The following is a 22,717-nucleotide window of genomic DNA, read 5'->3' on the forward strand; positions in this document are numbered from 1 at the left end:
GATCAGGCGGATGCCGGCGGGGGCGAAGATGTCCATGGCGTCCATGAAGGCCGACCCCATGATGCCGAACATGTCGGTCACGCCGTTGGCGGCAAGGGTCTCGACGAAGGCTTCCGAGGGGGTCATGGCCTGCGGGCCGGCGGTGGCGGGCGCAGCGCTCGCGTTGAGGACTTCAGGGAGGTGTTCGCTCATGGTGTGTCTCCAGTCTATGTATCAAAACGGGACTATTTGTACCGAAAAGTTCTTGTTGGCTGAAATGTAGGGTGCGGTTCGTCGAAGGTCAATAGGTAGTTACAATAAACGGGATGATTTGTACCTAAAATTGAAACTGCTCTATGATGACTCAAAGGCAGCACCGCGCGTGCGCATGCGCGCCACTGCCGTGACATGGCGCAGAGGAGACAGATGTGACGGATTTCGCGACAGACCCGATGACGGATGGACTGATGGATAGCGCGACGGATTTAGCAGTGGGCAAGCCGGACAGGATGGTCTCGGTGCGCAGCCTGTTTGGCATCGATTCCGGCCTGATGGTGCCGGCCTTCAGCGAGCGCGACGATCACGTCCCGGAAATCGACCAGGCCTACCGCTTCAACCCGGAAGTGACGCTGGCGATCCTGGCGGGATTCACCCGCGACCGCCGCGTGATGGTGCAGGGCATGCACGGCACCGGCAAGTCGACCCATATCGAACAGGTGGCGGCCCGGCTCAACTGGCCGTGCGTGCGGGTGAATCTCGACGGCCATATCAGCCGGCTCGACCTGGTCGGCAAGGACGCCATCGTGGTGCGCGACGGCCGCCAGATCACGGAATTCCAGGAAGGTATCGTGCCTTGGGCGCTGCAGCGTCCGGTGGCGCTGATCTTTGACGAATACGATGCGGGGCGCCCGGATGTGATGTTTGTGATCCAGCGCATGCTGGAGCGCGACGGCAAGTTCACACTGCTGGACCAGAACCGCGTGATCCACCCCCATCCCGCCTTCCGCCTGTTCGCCACCACCAACACCGTGGGACTGGGCAACCTGAACGGCCTGTATCACGGCACCCAGATGCTGAACCACGCGCAGATGGACCGCTGGAACGTGGTGGCAACGCTCAACTACCTGCCGCGCGCGGAGGAGGCCGGCATCGTGCTCGCCCGCGTGCCGGAACTGGCCGGCGATGCCGGGCGCGCGCTGATCGAATCGATGGTCAGCGTGGCCGAACTCACGCGCAAGGGCTTTGCCACCGGCGACCTGTCCACGCTGATGTCGCCGCGCACGGTGATCAGCTGGGCGGAGAACTGCCAGATCTTCCGCGACCCGGCGCTGGCCTTCCGGCTGAGTTTCCTGAACAAATGCGATGACGCCGAGCGCCCCATCGTGGCCGAGTACTTCCAGCGCTGCTTTGGCCGGGAGCTGGAGGCGGCGCCCGACGGCGCGCCGGAGCCGCGCTGATGATCACGGACCGGCAGGCTGCCCGCCGCAGCCAGCAGCGCGAGGCGCTATGCGCGGCGGCCGTGCGCGCCCTCACCGGCGATGCCGCGCTGCACTATCGCGACGGCCGCCTGTGCCGCCACCTGCGGCCGCTGCCGCTGCATGCGCCGCATCTGCGCACCCGGGCGGAGGACGATTTCATCTCCCAGCGCGGCGCGGCGGACGGCGCGGCCTTGCGCATCGCGCACTCCGATGCCGATCTGCACCGGCATTCATGTCCCGCCGATCCCATCGAGCGGCTGGTGTTCGAGCTGCTGGAACAGTTGCGCTGCGAATCGCTGCTGCCCGCCGGCATGCCCGGCCTGGCGCAGAACCTGCGCCACCGTTTCGAGGACTGGTCCCGCGCTTTCTACCGCGCGGGCCTGGCCGAAAGCCATCTGGGCATCCTGCTGTACACGGTGGCGCAGATCGCGTGGTCGCGCCTGTCCGGCTGGCCCGTGCTGGAAGACACCGAGGACCTGATCGAAGCCACGCGCGCGGCTATCGTGCCGGTGCTGGGCGTGTCGCTTGCCGGCTTGCGCCGGCATCGCGCGGAGCAGGGCGCGTTCGCCGTGCACGCGCTGGAGATGGCGAGGCTGGTTGGCGAGATGCTGCAGGCGGAGCGCGCTGGCCGGGCACAGGACGATGCCGGCGATCAGGAGGACGAGGAAGCCGCCCGCGTGGCGTTCTCGCTGGCGCTCGGTTTCGAGGACGACGAGTACGAGGCAATGGCGGTCGCGGCCACCGGCAACAGCCGTGTGCTGCATGGTTCGGAGCAGGGCTACCGCGCCTACACCACGCGTTATGACCGCGAGATATCGCCGGGATCGCTGGTCCGCAAGGCGCTGCTGGCCGAGTACCGCGAACGCCTCGACCGGCGCATCGCCGAACAGGGCATCAACGTGGCGCGGCTGGCGCGCGCGCTGGCGGCATCGCTTGCCGTGCCGCAGCGCGACGGCTGGTCCTTCGGCGAAGAGGAAGGCCGCATCGACGGCCGCCGGCTCGCGCAACTGGTCAGTTCGCCGGCCGAGCGCCGGCTGTTCCGGCAGGAGCGGCACAAGCTGCAGGCGGACTGCGCGGTGAGCTTCCTGATCGATTGCTCGGGCTCGATGAAAGCGCACATCGAACGGGTCGCGACGATGGTCGACATCCTCGCGCGCGCGCTCGACCAGGCCGGCGTCGCCAGCGAGGTGCTGGGCTTCACCACCGGGGCGTGGAACGGCGGCCGCGCCCGGCTCGACTGGCTGGCCCGAGGCCGGCCAGCGCATCCGGGCCGGCTGAACGAAACCTGCCATATGGTGTTCAAGGATGCCGCCACAAACTGGCGGCGCGCACGCACCGATATCGCCGCGCTGCTCAAGGCCGATCTGTTCCGCGAAGGCGTGGACGGCGAGGCCGTCGACTGGGCCTGCGCGCGGCTGCTCGCCCGGGCGGAGTCCCGGCGGATACTGATCGTGATATCCGACGGCAGCCCGATGGACACGGCAACGGGGCAGGCCAACGATGCCTTTTACCTGGACAACCACCTGAAGGAAGTGGTGGCGCGGCATGAGACGCTGCGGGATGTGGAGGTACTGGGGCTTGGGGTGGGGCTGGACCTGAGTCCTTACTACCGGCGCTGCCTGGCGCTGGACTTGTCGGTGCCGCCGGATATGCCGGTGTTCGCGGAGATTGTGCGGTGGATCGGGGGGAGGCGGTGAGCATCCCTCTCACCGCCGCCGGACCATTCATTGCATTCATTGCATATGTAGCTCAGGTAACGTCCGGGCTTGCATCGATAGCCAAACCCGGCTCTGTACGCTGGCGGGAGGGTCCCCTTAATTCGACTTCACAGCCGGCGGTGGCGTCCATTTGCCGGTCAGCGCGGCCGCCTCCGGCCAATAGGCTCGCACATACAACGAAAAATCCTCGCTTTTCGGTGCTGGCAACCAGTTGCTCTCCTTGTCGGCGCCTGGCGAATCAGCCTGGACATAGAGCGTCAGAGAGCCGTCGGCGTTGTACTTCAGGTTCTTGTTCTTCGTACCGATCGAGTAGCGCTTCAGTGCATTTTCGGAGAAGAAATGATGCTGATTGTAGAGGGTGAGCGACCAGAAGCCCTTTACCGGCGGCTCGGCGCCTTTGGCGAAGGTAACGGTGTACTTGTTGGCACCGTTCAGGCGACCACCGGCGGCATCGAGATCCTGATAGAAGTACTTGGTCTCGTTCTGCTTATTGACGAAGATATTGGACTTGGCCGCCGCGGTGCGGCTGAAATAGTCGGTGCCGAAGCTCGCGCCATTGCTGATGGTGCTCCAGTGATCGGGCAATTGCAGGCCGTAGTTGCGGAACTGGAAGAGCGGGTCCACGATCTCGCTGTCCGCCTGTGCGGATGCCTTGATCAGCACGTCCTTGATATGGGGATCCTTGGCCGCGGCTTCCGCGAGCGCGAGGGCTTCGGCGTATCGGGCTTGTTCGCCCGGGAGCGGCCGCGCGTCCTTCAACACCACCGGCAGCGTGTCCCAGAACTTTTCCGGCACCACCCATTTGGTTTCCGCGTCGCCCGTGCTCTGGCTGGGGAATTTCGGCAGCGTCGCCCAGTCCCGGACCTGCATCTTGCCGGTGTACTCGGCAAGCGGATAGAGATTCACGCCGGCAAGGGAGGCCTGCACCGCCTGCTTGTCGGCGGCGGCATCGTCCTGAAACACGCGTGGGATAAACACCCCGGTATTGCTCCTGGCGCGGAACACCTTGGTAATCCCCTTCGGCACCGTGCCTTTCCAGTCGGGCCCGACCAGCAGGTAGAAGCCCGGCTTGGTACCGTACATCTTGCCGAACTCGGCGAAGCTGTCGGTGCGCAGGTCCACTACCTGGTAGACCCAGAACCGCTTGCCGAAGTCCGGCACCTGCACGACAACGGGGCTCTGGTCGAGTGCCAGCACGCTGAAGCCATAGACCACGTCCTGGTTGGGGCAGGCCACCAGGCGCTCGTCGGGCGCGATGTAGTCCGTCAGCATCGACAAGCGGTTGGATGGCGCGATCGGCACGGTACCGCCCATCAACCCGGGTTCGGGGAGGTCCTTGAATGCCAGGCGGCGGTTGTAGATATTGGTCATCGGCCACGCCCAGAAATAAATATTCCTGGCGGCCATCTGCAGATAGGCATCGGTCATCTTCGTGCCCGGTACCGGCCCGGCCACCTCGGCCGAAGCGCCTTGCGTCGGCTGCGCCTCGGCGTGGACCGCGTCCGCGGCCACCAACGCCAGCACCATCGAGAGGAGTGAAGAGGACAATTTTGTGCGCAACAGGCTATTCATTTGATGTGACCTCAAGGGAATCAGGTTGCCAGGCCGGAGGACAGCGCGGTGCCGAGCCCGTGCAGGCCAGCAGCACGCACGCCCCTCCCGCAACCGTCGACAGTTATCGCACCAGCCGGATTGGGGCAGGGAACCACTCGCCTCGCTGAACGTCCTCCTTTGGGACATAGGTGCGGAAGTTCAGCGAGAAGCCCTTGCCCTGCGGCGTGGGCAGCCAGTTGCTTTGCGGCACGTTGGCGGGCCGCGCCGGTGCCAGCCAGATGCTGGTACTTCCATCCGCATTGGCTTTCAGATGAGACACGTTGTTCAGGTTATAGCGATTGATCGGATTGGGCGCTACGCGATAATCCGGCACGCTGTACAGCGTCACGGACCAGAAGCCATTGACGTGCGTATCCGGCTTTTCGCCTTTCGGGAACCGGATTTCGTAGGTCTTGCTGCCGTCGAGCGGTTGCTTGTCGCTGTCGGTCTGACCGATAAAATAGATGGCCTCGCTGATTGCATTGGCCCACAGTCCACCATAGTTGATGATGTCGCGCGCCATGATGTCATTGCCGAACGTCCCGGCCACGTACGTCACCGACCATCCGCCTTTCTGGGTGCCGAATCCCTTGGCGCCCGCCAGGAATGCCGGGATCGCCCTAGTCTTGACGACTTCGTCCACCCGTTTGCGCGCGGTGTCATTTCCCGTCATATAGCTGGCCACATTGAGGGCCAGGGCCTGGTACTCGGGCGCCTTCGGCATGACATCGGGATAGGTGGCCAGTACTTCAGCTACGTTGTCGAAGATCGCCGCGCCAATCGGGGCGGCCGGTGTAAAGGCCGGCACCGGGTGCGGCGGATCGATACTGATGCCAGCGGGAACGTCCAGCGTGAACTGATTCTGCAGCCGCCTGGCGGTCGCAGGCGTACCCTTGAGCTCCACGCGCGCCAGCATCTTTGCCTTGGCCGACGGCAATTCGATCCTGACCGCCCCTGCCGGCACCGGGGGATTGGTCCCCTTGATCACCAGTGCGAACTTGCCATACGGGTGATTCGGATACGTCCGCTCGTTGATATTGGCAATGACTTCGCCCCATCCGTCGAGTAATTGGGCCGTGTAATAGCGCCCCTTGACCTGTGGCACGTTCAGGATGACGGCATGATCCTTGTCCGCGGCGAGCCAGGCCTCCAGATAGGCTACATCCATGTTTGGATTCACAAATTCGGCGGAGCCGAGGGGGTTGTACTTGATCTTGTTGTAGCCAACCTTCTCGACGTTGATATCGTAGTTCTCCTGCTGCAGCACCAGATAGCGCCCGTACAAGTAGGTCCATGCCGCAACGATCTGGTCATCGGAGGGGGCCGATACGCTCGCCGTCGCGCTGTTCGCGGTAGCGCTCTTGCCAGGCGAACTGCAGGCCGTCATGCCCAGGCTTATGAAGCCTGCTGCGATTGAGGTAAAAATCCAATTGGGAGCGCGCATGGTGTTTGTTCTTTCGTTCCGGTTCTTTTGGGTTGTTTTGTGGCGTATCCGCAGCGAAGACGCGGGCCTCCCACTATGGCCGAGGACGGAGGTGGGGAGAACCAAGAAATTTTTCGGGCGATTTAAGTCTTTTCGTTTGCAGGTCGGCCACCCCATCCGCCGCACGCTTGCGCGCGCTCGTGATATTTCCAGCTTCCTGTAGCCGGAGATGGAAGTTCAAGGTTCACGATCCCGAACCAGCGGGTCTACACTACAAAAATCAGTTAGCCTGATGCGGGTACATCCATGAGCGCCGACGCGCATGACCACTCCGAGCTGTCGCCGATCCAACTGCGGGTGCGCGCGCTCGAGACGATTCTGACCGAGAAGGGCTACGTCGACCCTGCTGTCCTCGACCTTATTGTCGAGCGATACCAGACCAAGATTGGCCCTCACATCGGAGCTCGAGGGGTCGCCCGGGCCTGGCTCGATCCAGAGTTCAAGGCCGTGCTGCTGGCGGATGCGACAAGAGCGATCACCGCGCTCGGCGTCGTCAGCCAAGTGGGCGACCATCTGATCGCGGTGGAGAACACGCCCGGGCATCACAACATGGTCGTCTGCACGCTGTGCTCGTGCTACCCATGGGACGTGCTCGGGCTGCCTCCGGTCTGGTACAAGTCGGCCGCCTATCGCTCGCGTGCTGTGTCAGATCCGCGCGGCGTGCTGGCCGACTTCGGTGTCATACTGCCGGAAGCCACGCAGATCCGTGTCTGGGACTCGACCGCGGAGACCCGCTTCCTCGTGGTACCACCGCGCCCCGCCGGCACCGAAGGCTGGCCCGAGGAACGCCTGATGCGGCTCATCACTCGTGACTGCATGATAGGCACCGGCCTGCCCCTGCGCCCCGAGGAGATATCGCCATGAACGGCGTTCACGACATGGGCGGCATGCACGGCTTCGGCAAAGTGCATCCCGAGGCTGACGAACCTCCGTTCCACGCACAGTGGGAGGAGCGGGTGCTGGCCATGCAGCGGGCCATGCGTTTCACGCGCGCCTGGAACATCGACATGTCTCGCGACGCGCAGGAGCGGCTGCCTGCCGCGGTCTACCTGTCTGTGTCCTACTACGAAAGATGGGCATTGGGAATCGAGCGCAATGCGGTCGAGCGAGGACTGATCGGCGCCGATGAAATCGCCGCAGGGCATGCCATGCATCCGGGCAAGCCCCTCGAACGGGTCATGACGACGAACGACATCGGGCACGCATTCACCCGAGGCACCTTCTGTCGCCCGCCCAAGCGGCCGGCCAGGTTCAAACCGGGCGAGCGAGTGCGCACGAAGAACATCAACCCGCCCACGCACACGCGCTTGCCGCGGTACGCGCGCGGCCGTGAAGGAACGATCGAGGCAATCCGGGGTTGCCACGTTTTTCCGGACTCCGTCGTGGCCGGTGCGGGAGAAGACCCGCAGTGGCTCTACACCGTCGTCTTCGAAGGCCGCGAGCTCTGGGGAGCGGAGACCGACGCCACGCTCACCGTCTCGATCGAGGCATTCGAGCCCTACCTCGAACCAGCATGAAATGAAGGTCGATCCAGTCGCAGTGCGTGATGCCGCCGAGGCCCTACCGGGCGTTCCCCGTGACAACGAAGGCCCGGTGTTCCGCGAACCGTGGGAGGCGCAGGTTTTTTCTCTGGCATTGGTCTTGCACCAGCGGGGCCTCTACACCTGGCGTGAATGGGCTGCAGCGCTGGCAGAAGAGATCAGGCGCGCACAGCTTGCCGGCGATCCGGATACGGGCGAGACCTACTACCTGCACTGGCTCGCCACGCTCGAGCGCCTGGTGGCAAGCAAAGGCGTCGCGAGCCTGGAGACGCAGGCGCGCTATCGCAAAGCGTGGCACTACGCGGCGCGTCGCACGCCTCACGGCAAGCCTGTTGAACTCTCGCTTGGCGATTTCCCGGAAAACGGGGATTTGTGAGTCGATGTCCATTGCGCGCCGGCTCTCCGGCAGTGGAACCGTCTTGTCGATCTACCGTCCGGTACGCATGGCGGCGCCAACATTAATCTCAACGGCGCGATCTTCGACGCGTTCGACTTCTCGTTCGCGTCCCTCTGAACCGGAGAAGCAAAGTGCCAAACGTAACGTCCGACGGTGTTTCGATCCACTACGCGGTCAAGGGCCAAGGTTCGCCCGTGCTTCTTCTGGCGGGGCTTGCGGGAGTGGGCGCATCTTGGGGCCCACAGATCGATCTGTTCGCCGAGCACCACCAAGTGATCGTACCCGATCACCGCGGCACCGGCGCGTCCGAGCACACCGCACGCGCCATGACGATGACACAACACGCGCTGGACATGGCGCGGGTCATCGAGGCGGTCGGGTGCGGGCCGGTCCACGCGCTCGGCTCCTCGACCGGCGGCGCCATCGCGCAATTGCTGTCGATCCATCACCGCGAACTATTACGCAGCGCGACAATTGTCTCTTCGATTGCACGCGCGGACGCGTTCTACCGTCGCCAGTTCGACATGCGGCGACGCATGTTGACCGATTCCGGCCTGCGCGCGTCCACCGAGGCCAACGCACTATTCCTCTTCGATCCGAAATTCATGCGCGAGCACCCGGAGCAGGTGCAGGCGTGGGTGAACGCTACAGCGGCCGGCACATTCGAGCGGGAGATCAGCTTTGCCCGGATCGACATGATCGTGGGGCACGACGCCTTCGATGATCTTCCGTCGATCGCGACGCCGACGCTGGTGCTGGTGGGCGAGCGCGACTTCTGCGCCCCGCCGTACTTCTCCGCGGAGCTTGCAGAGCGGATTCCGGGAGCCGAGTTTGCCATCCTGGACGGTGGTCATTTCATCTTCCTGGAGAAGCCCGAACTACTGCACKACACTGTTGAGGCCTTCATCGCCAGGCACGAACGATGATCAGCTCGGCACTCTGACGGAAGGCGGGCGCCTCCCGCTAGAGTGCCGGTGCGAGCTGGCCGTAGTCCGGCCGCAGGCATTCGCTGTGCATTTCCCATGCTACGCAAAACGCTGCGGGATCCTGGCGCCGAAGTCAGAAAACATCTGGGCTATGCCGCAGCTGGAGTTTTTGACTCGTGGAATTGATCGACCAAAAAATCAATGAACGCTCTGGCACGCGCCGTTTGATTGCGCCGATTCGAGTAGTAGACAAACAGGTCCGCCGACGGGAGGACAAAGTCCGGCAGCACAACCCTCAGCCTGCCACTCTCGAGATACTTCGCCAGATCCCACTCCGAACGGATAAGGATGCCGTGGCCATCAAGTGCCCAGCCGAGGACGATATCGCCATCGTTGCTCGACAGCACCCCATCAACTTTGACGATCTCGGTTTGCTCATGGTGCGTAAACCGCCAGATACCGTATGCATCATCGTTCTGCCGATGGATGATGCAGCGATGGTCGGCGAGATCGGCAAGGCTAGCCGGGGTGCCATATCTCTCGAGATAGACCGGTGAGGCGCACAGAAACCGTCGGTTCGACATGATGCGTCGCGCGTTGAGCCGTTTGTCAGGCAGCGAGCCGAAACGAATGGCCAGATCGAAGCTACTCTCGACGAGGTCGATTGGCCTGTCGGTGACGTCCAGTTGCACTGTGACAAGGGGATAACGCCTGGCGAACTCGGAGACGAGCGGTGCAATGGTCGTGCGGCCGAAACCAAGGGTTGCATTCACGCGAAGTATCCCGCGCGGCACGGCACTGCTGCTCGACACTTCATTTTCCATCTCTCGGACCTGGGCAAGTATCCGCGTCGCATGGAGGAGGTAGGTCTCGCCTTCATTTGTCAGGCTGATGCTGCGGGTTGTGCGGTTGACTAGCCGTACACCCAGCCGGTCTTCCATCTGGGCAAGCCGCTTGGTGGCCGCCGGCGGCGTCAGGTCAAGCGCCCGCGCGGCAGCCGAAAGATTGCCATGGCGGGCGATAAGCACGAAGAACTCCAGTTCGGAAGCGAGATTGGTCTTCACTCAAAGTGAATAATCAAATGACTTGTGGTGAATTTTAAGACACCTTCCCGCACCTATGCTAGTGGCTCACATAGCTTATGCATCCGCCGAACCGGGTGCCTTAGGAGACACATCATGAAAATCGTCGATATTCGCGAAAAAACGTTGCCGATCAACTCGCCGATTCGTAACGCTTACATCGACTTCAGCAAGATGACCCTCAGTCTGGTCGCCGTCATCACTGACGTCATCCGCGACGGCAAGCCGGTGGTGGGCTACGGCTTCAACTCCAATGGCCGCTATGGCCAGGGGAAGCTGATGCGCGAGCGCTTCATCCCGCGCGTGCTGGAGGCGGCAACCGAATCCCTGCTTGACGCAAGCGGCAACAACTTCGATCCGCACAAGATCTGGGACACCATGTTCACCAATGAGAAGCCGGGCGGGCACGGCGAACGCTCGGTCGCCATCGGCACCATCGACATGGCCGTCTGGGACGCGGTAGCCAAGATCGAGGGCAAGCCCTTGTTTCAATTGCTGGCCGACCGCTATGGCAACGGTACGCCCGATCGCAAGGTGTTCGTCTACGCCGCGGGCGGCTACTACTACCCCGGCCAGGACCACAACAAGCTCAAGGACGAAATGCGCAGCTACATCGACCGCGGCTATACCGTGGTCAAGAAGAAGATTGGCGGCGCGACGCTTGACGAGGACCTGCGGCGAATCGACTCGATCCTGAGCGTGCTTCAGGATGGTCAAAAGCTCGCGGTGGATGCCAACGGCCGCTTCGACCTGGACACTGCGGTTCAATATGCCAAGGCGCTGTCACAGTACGACCTGTTCTGGTACGAGGAACCGGGCGACCCTCTGGATTTCGAGTTGCAGGCGACGCTGCGCAATTACTACACCAATCCGATGGCCACCGGCGAGGACCTGTTCTCGATGCAGGATGCCCGCAACCTGATTCGCTATGGCGGCATGCGCCCCGACCGCGACTGGTTGCAGTTCGACTGCGCGCTGAGCTACGGCTTGGTCGAATACCTGCGGACCCTCGACATGCTCAAGGAACACGGCTGGTCGGCGAGCCGTTGCATTCCGCATGGCGGTCACCAGATGTCGCTGAATATTGCCGCCGGCCTTGGCCTGGGCGGCAACGAGAGCTACCCGGATCTGTTCCAGCCTTTCGGTGGTTTCCCCGATGGGGTCAAGGTTGACAAGGGTTACGTCACGATGCCCGATCTGCCTGGTATCGGCTTCGAAGGCAAGTCCGACCTCTATAGCGTCATGCAGGAACTGTCGTCTTGAACGCGTAGTTGCAACGGCCATACGGCCATACGGCCATACGGCCATACGGCCATACAAGAGGAGACAAAGATGCTAAAACAGCGCGCGGTTGCCCGCAGTGCAGTATTGATACTAGTCTGCGGCGCTATTGCCGCCCCTACGTCCGCGCTCGCGGAGTATCCGGAGAAGCCCGTCACACTAGTCGTACCATTCGTAGCCGGTGGTCCCAGCGACAAGATTGCGCGCGATGTCGCGGAAGCCTTGCGCAAGTCATTGGGCCAACCGGTGTTGGTGGAGAACACAGCGGGCGCGGGCGGAACCATAGGCACCGCACGCGTGGCGCGCGCCAACCCCGACGGTTACACCCTTCTGGTGCACCACATCGGGCTGGCGACCGCGCCGTCCTTGTACAAGAAACTGGGCTACAAGACGGGGGATCTGGAGTTCCTGGGCCTGATCAACGAAGCGCCCTCAACGCTCATCGGCAAACCTGGTCTGGCCCCGAACACACTTGCCGAGCTTCGCAAAACCATTGCGGACAGTGGGGGCAAGCTCAACCTCGCCAATGCCGGCGTTGGATCGGCATCGCATTTGTGTGGCCTTATGCTGCAGAATGCCCTGAAGAGCAACATGACATTTGTGCCATATAAGGGCACCGCGCCGGCTATGTCCGATCTGATGGGCGGACAGGTCGACCTGATGTGCGAGCAAGCGACCAACAGCACGCCGCAGATCGAGGCAAAGAAAGTCAAGGCTTACGGCGTAAGTAGTCTGCAGCGCTCCACGGTACCTGCCTTGGCAAGCATCCCGACACTCAGCGAAAGTGGCTTGCCGGGTTTCAATTTCACGGTGTGGCACGGCCTCTATGCTCCACACGGAACGCCGCCCGCGGTGCTGAACAAAATTAACGCAGCTCTGCGCACTGCGCTGAAGGATCCGGCCCTCATCAAGCGGGAGGAGGGGCTAGGCATCACAGTGATCAGCGACGCGCGGCTATCCCCGTCCGGGCACAAGAAGTTCTTTGACAGCGAGGCCAATCGCTGGTCGAAGATCATCAAGGATGCGGGCATTCAGCCGGAGTGAGAAAACCTCCATGTCGTACAGCCTTCTTAAGGTGGCGGCGGGTAACAATATCGCAATCGATYCGGTGCAGTAAAAATCCCGTGACTCATAAATTGTGCTTCGTTAGGCGCATGATGCTTTTCGTCCCTCGAAAGTCGCCAAAGATGCAAGGTGATTTAGGGTACGCAAGGGCAAGCGGCGCCCTGCAGAGTGGATCCTGTGCAACGCTCGCTGAACCAATCAAGCGAGGGCCCTTTGACCGTGAGTGGATTCGCGACTACACTCGCCGCGTAGTGTTTCCGGAACTGGGTCATCCGGGAAAAAAAAGAAAAGGAGCGCGAGCATGGGCCACAGAAGCCCGGCGGTGCGATATAGCCGAAAACATTGGCTATTTCGGGAGTTGGGGGTAGCCACGCGGTGCGGTGGCTGGGGTCGACACGCTCGGCTCGGGGGCGGCTTTACGCTCATCGAGTTAATGATCGCCGTGGCAATCATCGGCATCCTCGCGGCCATTGCCTATCCCTCCTATATCCAATTCGTAGTGCGCTCCAATCGCGCAGCGGCGGAGTCGTTCCTGCTGGAAGTCGCCAGCATGCAGGAGCGCTTCCTGGTGGACAACCGGGTCTATGCCACCACCCTGGCCGCACTCGGCTATGCGAGTCCGCCCGGCACAGTTTCCCCCAATTACCAGATTACCGTCACTGCGGTCGCAGGTCCGCCACTTGGATATGTCCTGACGGCGACGCCGCAGGGTACCCAGGCCACGAACGACGCGGCATGTGGAACGTTGACGCTGTCGAGTACCGGGGACAAGAGCGTCTCCGGTACGGGTTCGACTTGCTGGAAGTAGCCCATGCGAAATACTCATGCATCGAATATATCCGGCGCCGCAGCGGAACGCGGATTCACGCTAATAGAATTGCTGGTAACGCTGACAGTGCTTTCCATCATCGCGTTTGCTGCGGCCCCGTCGTTCTCAAGCCTGATCGCGACACAACGCGCACGCAACGCCTCGCTGGATCTTTCCGCCGCGCTGACATTGACGCGTAGCGAGGCCGTCAAGCGCAACAGCAGTGTCACCATGGCCGCCTCCGGCGCTTGGGCCGGGGGGTGGGCCGTAACCGCCGGGACCGAAAAGGTGCGCAGTTTTGGTCCATATGACGGTATTTCGATCACTGCCAGCGCGGGTAACTCCCTGGCGGTCGGTAACGACGGCAGGCCTACTGCCGGCAGCCTGACGTTCCAGGTGGCGCCGTCGGTATCACCTCAGGCGAGCTCGACGATCTGCGTACAGGTGAGCGGAACCGGCCGCGTTGCACTGGTATCCGGAGCATGTACGTGAACTCGCGCTCCCCCCATGCGCGCAATCGCTTGCGCCGGTCCTCGCAGCGTGGCGCCACGCTCATTGAGGTCCTGATATCGGTCGTGATCCTGCTGGTGGCGCTGCTGGGCACCGCAGGTCTGATTGCCCGCTCCGGCCAATCGGAAATGGAAGCCTATCAGCGTGTGCAGGCGCTGACATTGCTGCAGGACATGGCCGCCCGGCTCAACGCTAACCGTCAGGCCGCGGCCTGCTATGCCAGTGGCGCCACCATTACCACGGCGGGCAGCACTACCGTTCCCGCTCCAGCTTGCACCGTCGGTACCGCCGCGCAGCAATCCATCACGAATGCCGACCTGGCAGCCTGGGGGGCAGCATTGCTTGGCAGCGCGGAGAACAATGGCGGAAAGACGGTAGGCGCCATGATTGGTGCGCTCGGTTGTATCGAAGCCCTCGATGCTACAAACCAGATCTACCGCATCACGGTAGCCTGGCAGGGCCTCGCAAAGACGACCGCGCCGGCGCTGCCATGCGGCAACGGACAATTCGGCAATGACAGCTATCGCCGCGCGGTAAGCATTCAGGTACGCATTGGAGTTCTCTCGTGAATCGGCAGCGCAATGCGAAGCGCCACCGGCAGGGCGGCATGTCCCTGATCGAATTGATGGTCGGGATGACGCTTGGGCTACTGCTCTTGACTGCCCTGGGGAGTTTGTATTTTTCCACCACGCGGTCGCGCTCTGAGTTTTCCAATAGTGCGGAGCAGGTGGAAAACGGGCGCTATGTGGTGGACACGGTAGGTCGTGAAATCGAGCTTGCCGGCTTTTTCGGTGCCGCCAGCGTAGCCAGCGGCGCAACCGTGGCAAGCCCCGCCCTGTGCGCTACATCACCGGGCGCACTGGGTTTCGTCAACTCACCGGCGACGATGCCTCTCGGCCTTCAGGGCTACGCTCCTGGTACGGTGGCGCCATGCCTGCCGAACCTGGCTCCGGCATCGGAAATACTTGTGATAAGGCGTGTGTCGACGACGCCGGTGGCGGCGGCGACCGTCGGGCAGTCCTATATGCAGGTATCGTACTGTTCCACCGACGCCACATCGTTCGTGTTTGGCGCCAGCGCTCCGGCCTTCACCATGCGCACCAAGGCATGCGACCCGGCCGTTACCGCGGAGTTGCGCCCGGCTGTAGTCCGCATTTTTTATCTTGCAGCTTGCGATGTGTGTTCCGGCGCTGGCGACGGCGTGCCGACGCTGAAGATGGCGGAGTTGTCCGGCGGTGCCTTCCAGGTCAACTCGGTGGCGCAAGGCATTCAGGATATGCACTTGTCCTACGGTGTGGATCTCGACAACAACGGCTCCGCAGACTGCTATGTCAGCGACCCCGGTGTGAACAACAGCGCCATTTGCACCTCGGTACCCGCATACGACTGGACGACTGCCCTCACCAACTGGCAGAACGTCACGTCTGTCAGCATTAGCGTCCTTGCCCGCACGCAGCGGACCTCGCTTGGCTGGACAGACAGCCGCACCTATGATCTCGGACGGGCCACTGTCAGTGGCCCGTTCAACGACGGCTACAAACGTCATGTCTACGCCCGCGTGGCAAGGCTGGCCAATGTGGCGGGCCGCCGGGAGTAAGTCATGCTAATCGCACAGCGCCGGCAGTCCGGCGCCACCCTGATCGTTACGCTAATTTTCCTGGTGATCTTCCTGCTGATGACGATATCGCTGGTTGGCTCCAGTGTCGTCAATGTGAAGGTCGCCGCTAATCAGCAGCACGGAGTGGAGGCGCAGAATGCCGCGCAGCAAGGCATCGAGCAAGTCATTAGCAAGGACTTCACCGCCAACCCGGCGGCAGCCGCGGCCAGCGTCCCGGTCGATGTGAACGGCGACGGTAGCGCTGACTATACGGCGCAGGTCGCGGCGCCGGTGTGCCAGACCAGCAAGCCGGTAAGGAATACGGACCTGGATACGTCCAATACCGACGACGTCTCCTGTTTCGTTGGCAATGGTAACCAGGACACCGGGATATTGACGGCATCCGGAGGCGGCGGCGGAAATTCACTGTGCAACGCCACGCAATGGGACGTAAAGGCCAGCGTCAGCGATAGCGCCGCCACAGCCACCAACACCACCTTGCACCAGGGTATCTCAGTACGCGTGCCGGTCGGCACGGCATGCCCGTAAGTTTGCGGTCACGATTCAGTTTCCGATTGCTTCACCTCCGCACCTCAGGACTCACAATGCGTCAATTCGCTGAACGCGCTGCCTCGCGCATTGCCATCGCCACGTTACTCGCGCTTTCCGCCTTGCATCCGGCAATGGCGGAGGACATCGATCTGTACACTGGCTTGCAGCCCCAGTCCGGCAAGCCCAATGTGCTGATCCTGTTCGACAATGCATCGACCTGGGATGCGTCGGCCAGCTTCACCTGCTCCACATCGGGGGTCGTCTCCAGCAATAACGCAGGCAAGGACGTTGGCGCCGAGCAGTGCGCGCTCTACAACGCGGTGTCGTCGATCAAGACCAGCCCCACACTGCTGGGCAACCTCAATCTCGGCGTGATGATGTTCGGCGCCGGGGACAACGTCGGCGGCCGGTTCAAGTTCCCGTCGGCGGCGCCCTACAAGTTGCCGCTGATGGACAACAGCGGGGTCGACAGCTTCCTTAGCTATGTGAAAACAATCGACCGTCAGGCCGACAACTCGAACAACTCGCAGGTCGGTGGCGGTATGCAGGAATCGTGGGCCTACTATGCCGGCCAGACTGGCTTGTCCGGCACCAAGTACACCTCACCGATCGACAACCCCTGTCAGCGCAATTTTGTCATCTATATCGCCAACGCCGTGAACAACGGCAAGCCGCAAGACACAGGCCAGAATGTCATCAATGCCCTGGCCGCCGCAGGCGCGACTGCAACTCAGCAACAGCAGATTGTCATTCCCGCACCCGACAACAAATACCAGAGCAACTGGGGCGACGAATGGGCTCGCTTCATGTACCAGACCGACGTCCAGGGCAACATGGCCAACCGTCAGAACATCGTGACCTACACGATCGCGGTGACCGATAGCAAAAATCCTGACTATGTCCAGTTCGCGAGCAGCATGGCGACCAATGGCGGCGGCAAGACCTATGTGGTACAGCTCGGTGACGTCAATGGGCTGACGTCGGCCTTGCTGCAAATCTTCAACGAGGTGCAGGCCATCAACAGCGTCTTTGCCTCGGTCAGCCTTCCGGCCTCCGTCAATGCCCAGGGTCAGTTCCTCAACCAGGTCTATGTGGGTATGTTCCGCCCGGATGCCACCGCGGCACCGCGGTGGCAAGGCAATCTCAAGCAGTATCAGATCGGCTATGACGCCAGCGGCAACATCGTGCTGCAGGATGCCAAGGGCAACGCTGCCATCAGCAACGCGGCGACGGGCTTTATCTCTCCGAACGCTGTCAGTTTCTGGACGACGGAGCCGCCGCTTTCCTTCGGCGCGACCGGCTATGGGGCCAGCGCGGTCAGTAGTTGGCCGGCCACGGGATACTGGAAGAACAGCCCGTCGAGTGTCGGGTGGGGCCTTGATTCCCCTGACGGGGAGGTTGTGGAAAAGGGTGGTGCGGGCGAGATGCTGCGCGCACAGTTGCTGACCAGCCAGACCGGCCGGCAACTGATAACCTGCAACGGTGCGGGTAGTTGCCCAACTAGCGCGGCGATGCCGTCATTCGATAGTTCCAACACATGGCTGAAGGACACGAGTTCGACCGGCGGCCTTGCCGTCATCAACTCGGGGACCAGCGGCGCGGCCACCATCACCGCAGCCGAATTGCCCAAGCTTATCGCCTGGGTACGCGGCCAGGACGTCGCCGCTTCGGATACCAGCAGCCTGGCCGGCACCGAAGCGGAGCCAGGTCCCGGTACGCCGGTGACCGTGCGCAGTTCGATCCACGCAGACGTACTGCATTCCCGGCCGGCTGTCGTCAACTATGGCGGCAGCAAGGGAGTCGTGGTGTTCTATGGCACCAACGATGGCGTGTACCACGCGATCAACGGCAACCAGACGCAGGGCATCGGCAGTGTGAGGCCGGGCGGCGAGCTATGGGGCTTCATCGCACCGGAGTTCCTTGGCAAGCTCAGCCGCCTCTACACCAACTCTCCGGAGGTGAAGCTCTCGACCACGCCTGGCGGTATCACTCCCACTCCGGCGCCGCGGGATTACTTCTTCGACGGAAGTACCACCGTGATGCAGGACTTGCGCGACGCGGCGAATCCTCGCGTGGTCATCTACCTGACGGCACGCCGCGGCGGGCGGCTGATCTATGCAATCGATGTGACGGATCCCGTCAATCCACGCTTCCTGTGGAAACGCTCCAATGCTGATATCCCTGAGCTCGGCCAGACCTGGTCCCAGCCGCGCGTCATGCGCGTGCGCGGCTACGCCAACCCGTTGGTGGTGATGGGCGCGGGCTATGACTCGGCCGAAGACAGCGATCCGTCGCCGGGAGTCGATAGCATGGGGCGCGGCATCGTGGCATTCGATGCCGTCAGCGGCGCCGTTGTGTGGAGCGCTCTGCCCAACTGTAGCGGTATGAGCGGCACATGCCTGGCGGTTGCCGGCCTGACCCGGGCCATCCCGTCGGATGTCACGGGGCTTGACCGCAATGGCGACGGTTATATCGAACGCCTGTACGTTGGCGACGTCGGCGGCAATCTCTGGAGAGCCGACTTTGAAACCACCGCGGGCAATGCGCCTGCCAACTGGACGCTAAACAAGCTCGCCGCACTCGGCGGCGGAGCTAATACAAATGACGCGCGCAAGTTCTTCTATGCACCCGACGTCATTTCCACTGCTACCTTCGATGCCATTACGGCCGGTACGGGTGACCGCGAGCATCCTCTGTACTCGGCCTCGACCACGCAGGGGACCGCTTACAACGTGGTCAATCGCCTCTACATGTTGAAGGACACCAACATACTCGGCATGCCGGCCACCTGGACACCCATCACAGAGGCGCTTCTCGTCAACAACACCAGCACCACGGCCAAGTACGACGGCACTGGTTCGGGCTTCTACATTACGCTCACCAATCCCGGCGAGAAAGCAGTGAATGCGCCGCTCACCGTCGCCGGAAATACCATCATCGGCACAAATACGCCGGCAGTGCCCCAGGCGGGCATGTGCTACCCCAATCTTGGCATCGCCCGGAGCTATTCCTTCAGCTTCCTTACGGCATCAGGCCAAAACCCGCAACGTTCGATCATCCTGGATGGCGGCGGCTTTCCGCCTTCGCCGGTATTCGGCATGGTATCGATTGGCAGCGGCGCGACCGCTACCGTTGTGCCGGTTTTGCTCGGTGGTGGCAACCAGACCGGTGCCGGAGGAGGCGACGCTACCTCGGCACTGGGTGCTCAGAAGATCAAGATCGCGGGCGTGGGCAAGCGCAAACGCATCTACTGGTTTCCGGAGAGCGATAAGCACTAGAACCCTGCATCAAGCATTGGTTGCAAGCGGCGAGGCAAACGGCGCAAGCCCATCCGCCTCGCCAGCGACGAACGGCGGAAATGGCATTGATTTGCGGACGCTCGCGGGGCAACGACGAACGTCCACTCCCAACCCGAACCGTTCAGTCAGCCATCCCCTCGGATCGGATCAGGAGAGAACGTCCGGGACCCGATCCATCAACTTGAGGATAGGTTTCGGCCCAGCCGTGCCGCCTCTATCGCGGCGATGTCGATCTTTTTCATGGTCATCATCGCGTCGAATGCGCGCTTGGCCGCCGCGCGATCGGGGTCGGATATCGCCGCGATGAGGGCGCGCGGGGTGATCTGCCATGACAATCCCCATCGGTCCTTGCACCAGCCGCATGCGCTTTCCTGGCCGCCATTGCCGACGATCGCGTTCCACAAACGGTCGGTTTCGGCCTGGTCGTCCGTCGCGATCTGAAAAGAGAAGGCCTCGTTGTGCTTGAAATGCGGGCCGCCGTTCAGCCCGAGGCAGGGAATGCCAACGACGGTGAACTCAACCGTCAGGACATCGCCCTGCCTGCCGTCGGGATAGTCGCCTGGTGCGCGGAGGACGGCGCCGACAGAGCTGTCGGGGAATGTTTCGGCATAGAAGTTCGCGGCGTCAACGGCGCCGCCTTCGTACCACAAACAGATCGTGTTCTTGCTTGTCATTTCGTGTCTCCTGAGGCGTTGAGCACCGACATTCGCCACCGTCAAGATAACATTGGAAGACGACGACAACGCGCAGATAGCGGACCTCCATGTGTGAACTCCCGTCGTGCGAAGGCGCGGCGGGCAGTCAGAATCACTTCGTGTCGCGCGCGCCCGAGGAATACGGTTTTGCTGCGGCGCCGGGTGACGCTCACGCTTTGGCGATTGAGCGTGGCCAACGTCAATCAACACGTCATTACGACCGCACCCGCTTTAGTTCATCGATGCGGAGATGATAACTTCGCAGTAGACAAACTTTATCGCCACACGCGTTGCGAGAATTGCGAAGCCATGCTCGTTGATCCGCTCGTAACCGCGCCTTGTTAACCGATGTTTTTATCTTTTGATCATAGATTTCTGCCAGTGTTTTATCGATGCGGGTAAGTTCCGCATCCCCGCAAATAAGCTGCGCTTGAACAGATATGAGCTTGCTGCAATCAAAACTACGCATCAACGCATCGTTCGTCTCGTATTTAGTTTCCAGTTGCCCAGGCTTGCATAGCCCTTGCAGCGACTTGCAAGCGACGTCGTGCCCGACCCACGCCATGTCTCGCGCACCATATTGCTTAACGAAACGATTGATGCCTGCGTGGCTGACGCCCCTTTGCATTGCGTTTGCCGCGATTATTTCGTTGCAAAGCGAGTCCCCGGTGTAAGTTCGCCCATCGCGCCTGTAGCAACTGTGAAAACCGAGCAGCCCCGTACCAACAACACTTCGGCGTTCCCCTGAAGCGAACAAGACCGAAGCGCAAGCGGACGCGCACCTGGCATTATTTGGAACTGTTGTATAGACGCGTACTCTATCCATGGCATCGACGACTCGGAAAGCGGCCTCAACATTTCCTCCCGGACTGTTTAAAACAAGGGTAACGAGTCCTTCTTCATCACGGTCAGCCATTTTTGCGGACGCCAGGAATTTCTTTGCATCGCCTTCCTGAATCCTCCCCTCCCCGATAACCATTTTCATCTTAATCTGTGGTTGGTAGTAGATCCTGAATTCCATTCCTGGCGCCACACCGGGAAACATAAGCACAGCGAAACAAAACCCGGAAAGCAACCGTTGGATCAAGCTTTGCGCCGCCGCGTTCTTGGCTTCTGGGTGCTTATTGCTGCGCATACGCTCCTCCTTGGAATGTGAAAAGCATAGCCTCGAATCTGTGATGAACGGTGTAATGACCCAGTGAAAATGTGCTTGGGGGGGACCCTTGAAAGGAACTGCATTGCGCATGTTGATGGACGACGATATCAGGCGCTGGACGGCCAGGCGCGAGGGCTTCGGTGATGGAGATGCACCATGACAAGACGGCGGCGGCGGAGGCCACCGATCGTTCGATCTGGCGCACCCTCGGAGATCGAGGACTGGGTAAATGAAGCTGGTTTTTCGAGACTAATGGCGACGCCTAGGTCGAGCGGTGCCGCCGCAGACGAGGCAAATGACCGGCGGGCGGCGGCGTGCCAGCGCATTGGATGGCTGATCAGGCCGAGGGGAGGCTGTTGACAGGCAGCGGATAGCACGACTGTCTTCGGCCAACGCCGGTCGCAGCGCGCCGTCCTCAAACGCAGCCAGTCGTGCCGCACGTGCGTGTGCGTAACTGAGCCGGCAAGCTGGGAGATGACGCCGCATCCCCGCCTTGCATCCGAGTTCCACATGTCGTGGATGGCCTTCCAGGTCCCGTCTTTCTGCTTCTTCCAGGCGGTCACTTACTTTCGTTCTCGCTGACCGACTTGCCGTCGGGTTGCCGCCCAGCGGGGGAGGGAGCGAATGGCGGCTTCAGCCTGAGCGGGCATCCAGGCTCTGCCTGCGGAAGGTCCGGTAAGCCCATGAGCGCTCATCCAAGGGGGCTGGCTCTGGCCAGACTGAACAGCCTCGCCCTGGTCAAGCCGCAGTGGGATGTGGGCGCTTCGGCCCGCTGCGCTATGTGCCTGACGTGTCGCCGGCCTCGCTCAACTGGATGAGTAGCACGGCGTCGCGCTTGTCCAGCAGATGCTGGCGCAGGATCGCGGCAAGCCGCTTGCCATCGCGTGCCTCGAGCGCCGTCAGCATTTCCTCGTGGTCATGGATGGCGCTGTCCCATTTCGGCTTCTGATAGTTCGACCGGTAGCGCAGCGCCTGCAACCTCCGATTCACCGATAGATAGGTCTGACGCAGCGCGACATTCCGGGCCGCTTCGTTGATACGGTCATGAATCTGATGGTTGAAGCTGTAGTAACCGGACAAATCGTCCTTGGCCCGGCATGCCAGCATCGCGTAGTGTAATGCCTTGATCTCCGCCAACTCGATGGCCGTGATGCGCTCGCAGGCCAGTTCCCCGGATAGCGCTTCCAGACCGCTCATCAATTCGAACGTGTCCTGAATCTCCGTCGGCGACAGGCGCGATACCGTCGCGCCCCGGTTGGGCGTGCTTTCGATCAGCCCCTCCGCCGCCAGCACCTTCATGGCCTCGCGCAGGGGCGTGCGGGAGATGCCCAGCGTCTCGCACAACTCACGTTCGTTGAGTTTCGTACCCGCCTTCAAGACCCCCTCGACGATGAACGTCCGCAGATGATCCACCACCGTGTCATGCAAGCGCCGTCGCTCAACCTTGGGTAGCACGGATACGGAAGAATCCGTGTCGGTCAAAATAGAATTTTGCATTCAAATTCCAGAAAACGTTGCTGCATACATTTTAGCAGACACTTAACATTGCTCCAAAAA

General features: G+C 61.8%; 20 protein-coding genes and 1 pseudogene. 14 read left to right on the forward strand and 7 right to left on the reverse strand.

Features of this window, described 5'->3' with window-relative positions; all coding sequences use genetic code 11:
• Window positions 1–192, reverse strand: a pseudogene (locus AC1DT6_RS32680) (sulfoacetaldehyde acetyltransferase); the annotation flags it as partial.
• A 254-nt stretch (window positions 193–446) separates the two neighbouring features.
• On the opposite strand from AC1DT6_RS32680, the gene AC1DT6_RS32685 reads away from it, so the two are divergent.
• Both AC1DT6_RS32685 and AC1DT6_RS32690 read left to right on the forward strand, forming a co-directional pair.
• Window positions 447–1,436 (forward strand): AAA family ATPase, encoded by a 990-nt coding sequence (locus AC1DT6_RS32685; protein WP_441630566.1) that lies wholly within the window; start codon window positions 447–449, stop codon window positions 1,434–1,436.
• Window positions 1,436–3,154 (forward strand): cobaltochelatase CobT-related protein, encoded by a 1,719-nt coding sequence (locus AC1DT6_RS32690; RefSeq protein ID WP_441630472.1) that lies wholly within the window; start codon window positions 1,436–1,438, stop codon window positions 3,152–3,154. Before AC1DT6_RS32685 ends, AC1DT6_RS32690 begins: the two co-directional genes overlap by 1 nt.
• Before the next feature lie 117 nt (window positions 3,155–3,271).
• Here AC1DT6_RS32690 and AC1DT6_RS32695 read toward each other — a convergent pair whose 3' ends face one another.
• Together AC1DT6_RS32695 and AC1DT6_RS32700 are read right to left on the reverse strand one after the other, a co-directional pair.
• Entirely contained in the window at window positions 3,272–4,723 is a 1,452-nt protein-coding gene (locus AC1DT6_RS32695; RefSeq protein WP_441630474.1) for a DUF1254 domain-containing protein, read from the reverse strand.
• Window positions 4,724–4,850: 127 nt separating this feature from the next.
• Window positions 4,851–6,317, reverse strand: coding sequence for a DUF1214 domain-containing protein (locus AC1DT6_RS32700; RefSeq protein ID WP_477115255.1), 1,467 nt, complete (start codon window positions 6,315–6,317; stop codon window positions 4,851–4,853).
• A 180-nt stretch (window positions 6,318–6,497) separates the two neighbouring features.
• On the opposite strand from AC1DT6_RS32700, the gene nthA reads away from it, so the two are divergent.
• From nthA to AC1DT6_RS32720, 4 genes are all read left to right on the forward strand, one after another.
• Window positions 6,498–7,115 (forward strand): nitrile hydratase subunit alpha, encoded by a 618-nt coding sequence (nthA, locus tag AC1DT6_RS32705; RefSeq protein ID WP_441630478.1) that lies wholly within the window; start codon window positions 6,498–6,500, stop codon window positions 7,113–7,115.
• Entirely contained in the window at window positions 7,112–7,768 is a 657-nt protein-coding gene (nthB, locus tag AC1DT6_RS32710) for a nitrile hydratase subunit beta (protein WP_441630480.1), read from the forward strand. The genes nthA and nthB overlap by 4 nt, the downstream gene beginning before the upstream one ends.
• A gap of 1 nt (window position 7,769) precedes the next feature.
• Window positions 7,770–8,168, forward strand: a complete 399-nt coding sequence (locus AC1DT6_RS32715) for a nitrile hydratase accessory protein (RefSeq protein WP_441630482.1) — start codon at window positions 7,770–7,772, stop codon at window positions 8,166–8,168.
• 152 nt (window positions 8,169–8,320) lie between these two features.
• Window positions 8,321–9,115, forward strand: a complete 795-nt coding sequence (locus AC1DT6_RS32720; protein WP_477115256.1) for an alpha/beta fold hydrolase — start codon at window positions 8,321–8,323, stop codon at window positions 9,113–9,115.
• 149 nt (window positions 9,116–9,264) lie between these two features.
• On the opposite strand, the gene AC1DT6_RS32725 is transcribed toward AC1DT6_RS32720, so the two are convergent.
• Window positions 9,265–10,179, reverse strand: coding sequence for a LysR family transcriptional regulator (locus tag AC1DT6_RS32725; RefSeq protein ID WP_441630486.1), 915 nt, complete (start codon window positions 10,177–10,179; stop codon window positions 9,265–9,267).
• A gap of 114 nt (window positions 10,180–10,293) precedes the next feature.
• On the opposite strand from AC1DT6_RS32725, the gene AC1DT6_RS32730 reads away from it, so the two are divergent.
• The 8 genes from AC1DT6_RS32730 to AC1DT6_RS32765 all read left to right on the forward strand — a co-directional run bounded on the left by AC1DT6_RS32730 (window position 10,294) and on the right by AC1DT6_RS32765 (window position 19,288).
• A complete protein-coding gene (locus tag AC1DT6_RS32730) occupies window positions 10,294–11,460 on the forward strand; it encodes a mandelate racemase/muconate lactonizing enzyme family protein (RefSeq protein ID WP_441630488.1) in 1,167 nt (388 codons plus the stop codon).
• A 69-nt stretch (window positions 11,461–11,529) separates the two neighbouring features.
• Window positions 11,530–12,522: a tripartite tricarboxylate transporter substrate-binding protein gene (locus tag AC1DT6_RS32735; protein WP_441630490.1), complete on the forward strand. Its 993-nt coding sequence runs from the start codon at window positions 11,530–11,532 to the stop codon at window positions 12,520–12,522.
• 379 nt (window positions 12,523–12,901) lie between these two features.
• A complete protein-coding gene (locus AC1DT6_RS32740; protein WP_441630568.1) occupies window positions 12,902–13,351 on the forward strand; it encodes a type IV pilin protein in 450 nt (149 codons plus the stop codon).
• A gap of 3 nt (window positions 13,352–13,354) precedes the next feature.
• Entirely contained in the window at window positions 13,355–13,843 is a 489-nt protein-coding gene (locus AC1DT6_RS32745; RefSeq protein WP_441630492.1) for a GspH/FimT family pseudopilin, read from the forward strand.
• On the forward strand, window positions 13,834–14,430 hold the full coding sequence (gene pilV / locus AC1DT6_RS32750; protein ID WP_441630494.1) for a type IV pilus modification protein PilV: 597 nt from the start codon (window positions 13,834–13,836) through the stop codon (window positions 14,428–14,430). Before AC1DT6_RS32745 ends, pilV begins: the two co-directional genes overlap by 10 nt.
• Entirely contained in the window at window positions 14,427–15,458 is a 1,032-nt protein-coding gene (locus tag AC1DT6_RS32755) for a PilW family protein (RefSeq protein WP_441630496.1), read from the forward strand. Before pilV ends, AC1DT6_RS32755 begins: the two co-directional genes overlap by 4 nt.
• A gap of 3 nt (window positions 15,459–15,461) precedes the next feature.
• Window positions 15,462–16,007, forward strand: a complete 546-nt coding sequence (locus AC1DT6_RS32760) for a pilus assembly PilX family protein (protein WP_441630498.1) — start codon at window positions 15,462–15,464, stop codon at window positions 16,005–16,007.
• A 56-nt stretch (window positions 16,008–16,063) separates the two neighbouring features.
• Entirely contained in the window at window positions 16,064–19,288 is a 3,225-nt protein-coding gene (locus AC1DT6_RS32765) for a pilus assembly protein (RefSeq protein ID WP_441630500.1), read from the forward strand.
• 197 nt (window positions 19,289–19,485) lie between these two features.
• On the opposite strand, the gene AC1DT6_RS32770 is transcribed toward AC1DT6_RS32765, so the two are convergent.
• The 3 genes from AC1DT6_RS32770 to AC1DT6_RS32780 form a co-directional block, all read right to left on the reverse strand.
• Window positions 19,486–19,983, reverse strand: a complete 498-nt coding sequence (locus AC1DT6_RS32770; RefSeq protein WP_045240303.1) for a VOC family protein — start codon at window positions 19,981–19,983, stop codon at window positions 19,486–19,488.
• Window positions 19,984–20,218: 235 nt separating this feature from the next.
• Window positions 20,219–21,139 (reverse strand): ATP-dependent Clp protease proteolytic subunit, encoded by a 921-nt coding sequence (locus AC1DT6_RS32775; RefSeq protein WP_441630503.1) that lies wholly within the window; start codon window positions 21,137–21,139, stop codon window positions 20,219–20,221.
• 798 nt (window positions 21,140–21,937) lie between these two features.
• A complete protein-coding gene (locus AC1DT6_RS32780) occupies window positions 21,938–22,657 on the reverse strand; it encodes a GntR family transcriptional regulator (protein WP_441630505.1) in 720 nt (239 codons plus the stop codon).
• Window positions 22,658–22,717 lie beyond the last annotated feature (60 nt).

The organism is Cupriavidus sp. 01L45, assembly GCF_056399885.1.